Annotated in this window: 3 protein-coding genes; all 3 read left to right on the plus strand. The window is 67.9% G+C overall.

Features of this window, described 5'->3' with window-relative positions; translation table 11 throughout:
- Positions 1–2,128: fused MFS/spermidine synthase (locus tag AC1DYI_RS25090; protein ID WP_477206856.1), on the plus strand; the 2,128-nt coding region annotated here is incomplete at its 5' end.
- A 99-nt stretch (positions 2,129–2,227) separates the two neighbouring features.
- On the plus strand, positions 2,228–4,504 hold the full coding sequence (locus tag AC1DYI_RS25095; protein ID WP_477206858.1) for a hypothetical protein: 2,277 nt from the start codon (positions 2,228–2,230) through the stop codon (positions 4,502–4,504).
- 178 nt (positions 4,505–4,682) lie between these two features.
- Positions 4,683–5,471, plus strand: a complete 789-nt coding sequence (locus tag AC1DYI_RS25100; protein WP_477206857.1) for a peptidyl-prolyl cis-trans isomerase — start codon at positions 4,683–4,685, stop codon at positions 5,469–5,471.
- Positions 5,472–5,494: the final 23 nt, after the last annotated feature.

A 5,494-nucleotide genomic window follows, 5' to 3' on the forward strand; every position in this document is an offset into this window, starting at 1 on the left:
CTCGTGGGCCGCCCTGTACGCGGCGAACACCGCGGGTGCCGTCGGCGGCGCGTTGGGTGCCGCGCTGCTGCTGGTACCGGCAGTCGGGTTGATGCGCTCGGTGCTGGTCTGCGCGGCGCTGAACCTCAGTGCCGGCTTGCTGGCTTGGCGGCTGTACGGGCGTGCCGTCGAACGGCCGAAGGCGGCGGTGCGAACCGGACATGCACGCGGCCCACTCGCATGGCTGTTCGCGACCGGCTTGCTGGGCATCGGCTACGAGTTGCTGGTGGTGCGCGTGCTGAGCCAGGTCACCGAGGACACGGTCTACACCTTCGCCCTGTTGCTGGCGGTCTATCTGGCTGGCAGCGCGGCAGGCGCTGCGGCATACAGGCGTTGGTCGTTGCCCGTCATGCACGATGACGGGCGGCGTACGACGCAGCGGCTGGGCGGCGCGCTGGCGTGCGCCTGCCTTCTTGGGGCCTGCAGCCTGTGGTTCGCAGAGCCCGTGCGAGATGGTGTGGCCAGCGCCATGCGCGGTGCCGCCGGTGCGATGGGCTCGGCTTTGACTGCCGAGGCGGTACTCGCCGTGATGGCCTTCGCACCAGCCACCGCGGTCATGGGCGCACTGTTCAGCCATTTGTGCCGCTGCGCCATGGGCCAAGGGGCGAAAGCGGGACAGTGTCTGGCAATCAACACGCTGGGTGGCGCGTTCGCGCCGCCACTGATCGGCGTCACGCTTCTGCCGGCCTGGGGAGCGAAAGTCGGCCTGCTGCTGCTGGCATGCGGCTATGCAATGCTGGGCTGGCGGCGCCCTGCTTCGCCCTGGACTTGGGTACCTCTTGCCGGCGCCGGGCTGGTGGCCGTGCTGGCGCCACCACTGATCTTCGTGCAGGTGCCCGAAGGCGGACGGCAGATGGCCTACAGCGAGGGCGTATCGGCCGCCGTGAGCGTGGTGGAGGACGGCCGGGGCGTGGCTCGGCTGCACATCAACAACCGCCAACAGGAAGGCAGCAGCGCGACCTGGCAAGTCGACGGCCGGCAGGCCCTGCTGCCGTTGCTGCTGCATCCAGCGCCTCGGCACGCGCTGTTCCTGGGCCTGGGGACTGGGGTGACCGCCGCCACAGCAACGCTGGCGCCCGACCTGGATGTGCAAGCCGCGGAGTTGCTGCCTGAGGTGATTGCACTGTCGCCGCTGTTCACCGAGCCCCTTGCTGAGAAGGGCGTCAGACCACTGCGGCTGCACATCCATGCGGTCGATGCCCGTCGCTTCGTCCGCGTCAGTCCCGACAGCTTCGACGTCATCGTGGCGGACAACTTTCATCCAGCACGAAGCGGCTCAGGGGCGCTCTATACCGTCGAGCATTTCCAAGCGGTACGCGCACGCCTCGCAGAAGGCGGCCTGTTCTGCCAGTGGCTGCCCTTGCACCAGTTGGACTTGGCAACGGTGGGCAGCATCGTGGCCTCGTTCCAGTCAGTGTTCCCGCAGGCCCGTGCCGTGCTCGCCAGCAACAGCCTGACGACGCCGGTGTTGGGCTTGCTGGGCGCCGCCGGTCCATTCACCGGGCAGCCAGAGCAGCTGCAACGTCGTCTCGCCGATGAACCTTGGGCTGCAGGCTTCGGGTTCGAGGACCCTCTGGCCGTGCTGGGCACCTTCGTCGCCGGCCCGTCCTCGCTGCGGCGATGGGCGGCCGATGCGCCGCTGAATACCGACGACCGTCCGGTGGTGGCCTACCGCGCGCCGCGCATCACGTACGCGCCGGACACGCCACCAGCGGATCGTCTGATAGCGCTCCTGACAGAACTCGACGCAGACACCGACACGCTCCTGGCAAACCCTGGCAGTGCCGACTGGTCTTCGCGCCTTGCGTCATACGTGGCCGCTCGCCGCCACTACATCGCCGCAGGGCGAGGCATCCCGCCCATGGACGACCCGCAGGCCATGCTGTCCCGGGTACGAGACCCGCTGCTGGCCGTGCTGCGCCAGAGCCCTGACTTCCGGCCAGCCTACGACCCGCTGTGGCAACTTGCCCGCGCTGTGGCTCCGCTGGATCCCCATGCGGCACGCGCCGTCCTCACCGAGTTGGCCCGGCTGCAGCCCGTGCGTCCCGAAGCCGCGGCCCTGCTGCAGGCGCTTGGAAGTCCGCCCTGACGGCCTAGTGGGGCAGCAAACGGTTTCACAGAGAGGTCACTGCCGCTGCCTAGAGTCGCTCGGGGAGCCTCGAATCGATACATCAGGAGCAGCACAGTCATGAAGCAGATTTTCAGGAAGCGTCCGATCGCGCTGGCGGTGGCCGCAACTTTCGGCGCCCTTGGCGTTGCATCGGCGCCGACGGTGGCCTCTGCGGCGGCCGAAGGCAAATACGTCGCCGGCGACTTTCACAACCACACCACCTGCTCTGACGGCACGATCTCGATGCAGAAGCTGGTGAAGAAGGCCACCGACAAGGTCGACACGCCCTGGGGCTTGGACTGGTTCGTCCAGGCCGGCCACGGCGGCACTGGCAGCCGCAACTGCACGCTGGCCGAAGACGCCTCGCTCAGCACGCCGGCGTATCCCTATGTCGCCGGCAAGGGCCCGACGACCACCTGGTCCGACAGCATCGGCGCTGCGGCCATCAAGGGCGATGGCGGTGGCGTTGGCGGCAACGGCAACATGTGGCGCTGGCAGTCGATCCAGGAATTCCAGTACCCGCTGATGGAGTACCTGGCCGCCTACAAGAACCTGCCGGTGTTCCTCGGCATGGAGTCGGTGGTGGCCGGCCACGAGCACGGCTCGATGTCCGTCATCACCGGTCAGGTGCCCAGCGTCAAGGATTCGAAACTGCCCGACGGCCCGGGCTACAAGGCCAAGGGCAACGCCAGCGCCCTGGCGCAATGGTCCTACTGCTTCGACCGCGGTGACACCGACACCAGCCGCGGCAACGCGACCGGCACCAACGTCGGCAACAACTGGGATTGCTCGGTGGCCGGCAGCCAGAACGCCGTTGACCCGCTGTGGAACCCGACCGCCCACAAGCTGATGATCTCGGGTAGCGGCGTCGGCAGCGGCATCGGTACCAAGGGTCACTACAAGACCACCGAAGCCCTGAAGTGGATGGCTCAGAAGCACCAGACCGGCAGCTACTACGTGCCGGCTCACCTGGAGCGGGCGGGCCCGTTCAGCCCGGACGGCAACAACGGCTACAACGTCGAACACCTGCGCAACTTCAACAACGCCGCGCCCAACGTCGCCTTCGGCTTCGAGACGCAACCGGGCCATGGCGCGTCCAGCAACCGCGGCGAATATCAGGTGCTGCGCAACACCTTCCCGGACGGCACCAAGGTCGACTCGGTCGGCGGCACGACCTATGGCGGCACCGGTGTCTATGGCGCCATCGTCGGCGGCGTTTGGGACGCCTTGCTGGGTGAAGGCCGCAACTGGTGGTTCTTCGCCAGCTCCGACTGGCACAACCGCGGCGGCTTCGGCCCGGACGATCGCCGCTCGACGCAAGACTTCTTCCCCGGCGAATACCAGCGCACCTACGTGCTGACCGGCGCCAAGATGAAGCCGCAGAACATCGTCGACGGCCTGCGCACCGGCAATGCCTATGCGTCCTCCGGTCAACTGATCGATCGCCTGGCCTTCGTGGCTTGCGCCTCGTACCCAGGCGCCACGCGCAGCTCCAAGTCGGTCGAAGACCTGGCCATCAACGCGGCGGCCAACGGCACCTCGGCCAAACGCAACGGCTGCGCGACGATGGGCGAAAAGCTCGCCGTGCTGCCCGGCGCGGAGATCGTGGTCGCCGTGGCCTTGCGTGATCCGGCAGGCGCCAACTACGCGCCCTATTCGTTCCCGAACCCGTCGCTGGTTCAGATCGGCGTCAACCAGCCGATCAACCAGCCGGTGCTGGACCACGTCGACCTGATCCGGGGCATGGTCAGCGGCCTGCGCACGCCGGGCGCCGCCGACTACGCCGGCGAATGGCCCCGCAACACCGACTGGCTGCGCACGGACGGCACCACGGCCGGCCTGTCGGCCGTGCCGGCGGCGGCCAAGAACGTCACTTCCGCGACCCTGCGCACCTTCAACGGCGCGGGCACCAACCGGTGGACGACGGTCACTTCGCCTGTCGACGGCACTGCGCTGCTGAAGATGTCCTACCGCATCCCGGCAGTGGCGGCCTCGCAGTATGTGCGCCTGCGCGGCACCAACATGCCGCCGGCCGTGCCCTATGAGACCGATGCCAGCGGCAACCCCCTGTCGGACCTGTTCACCAACGCGGCCGACTCGACCAAGCTGCGGATCCCCTGCTCCACCGTCGGCACCAACGTGCCTGACAACGGCGTGGTCTGGACGCAAGACATGGGCACGATCGACGGCTGCCCCAACCACCTGACGGTGGTCGGCGGCCAGAAGATGGTGGGCTACGACGTGGCGGCTTGGGCCGATCTGTGGTTCTACAGCAACCCGATCTACGTCGAGGTGTCCGGTGCCCAGCGCGTCGCGGGTATCCCGGCGTCCGCAACGATCGCGGCGCACAAGTAACGGCAGCCTGAACCCACCACCATCCTGAGAAGACGGCGCCGCGCGGCAACGCGCGGCGCCCTTGTCATTTTCTCGAACCCCTTCGGCGACTGTCGACGACATGCCCACTTCACTTCACCCCGCCGATGCCCTCGAGACCGACGCCCCGGCAGCGCGATCGCATCGCCCGGCAGCTTGGATGCGCGAACCGTTGTTGCACTTCACCTTGCTGGGGGCCGCCCTGTTCGGCATCGACCACCTGCTGGCGCAGCGCATCGACGATCCGCATGTGATCGTCATCCCGGCAGAGGTCGACGATCAGGCGCGCCAGCTCTTCAAAGGCTCACGCGGCCGCGAACCCAACGCCGAAGAACTGGCGGCATTGCGCAAGACCTGGCTGGACAACGAAGTGCTCTACCGAGAGGGCCTGGCGCTGCAACTCGACAAGGGTGACAGCGCGATTCGAGAGCGGGTGATCTTCAAGGCCTTGAGCACCGTCGACGCCAACACCAAGCTGCCGCCGCATGATGACAAGCTGCTGAGCGATTGGTTCGAAGCGAACCGGGCGAAATACGACGAGCCCGCGCGCTTCGATTTCCAGGAGGCCGTGCTCAACAGCGATGCGAGCGAGGCTGCCGTGCGCGCCTTCGTTGCAGAGTTGAACAGCGGCGCACCCGGCGATGCCAAGGCGGGCTTGCGCGTCTACAAGGCACGGCCGCAGCCGACCCTGGCGCAAAGCTTCGGCCCCGATTTCGGCGCGCTGCTCGAGCGGGCCGCGCCCGGCCAATGGCAAGCGATGCAGACGCGCGACGGCTGGCGTGCGATCCGTCTGGACGCGACTACGCCGCCGAAGCGCGCCTCCTTCGAGGACGTGCGCGGCCCGGTGTTGCAGGACTGGACCGATGCCACGCTCGCAGCGCAGCGCAGCGCGGCTGTGCAGGCTCTGGCGCGCAAGTACACGATCCGCGGCGAGGCAGACCCGAAATGAAGGACGGGCTCGGTGGCAGGCTC

Source organism: Ideonella sp. P3_A4 (assembly GCF_056403075.1).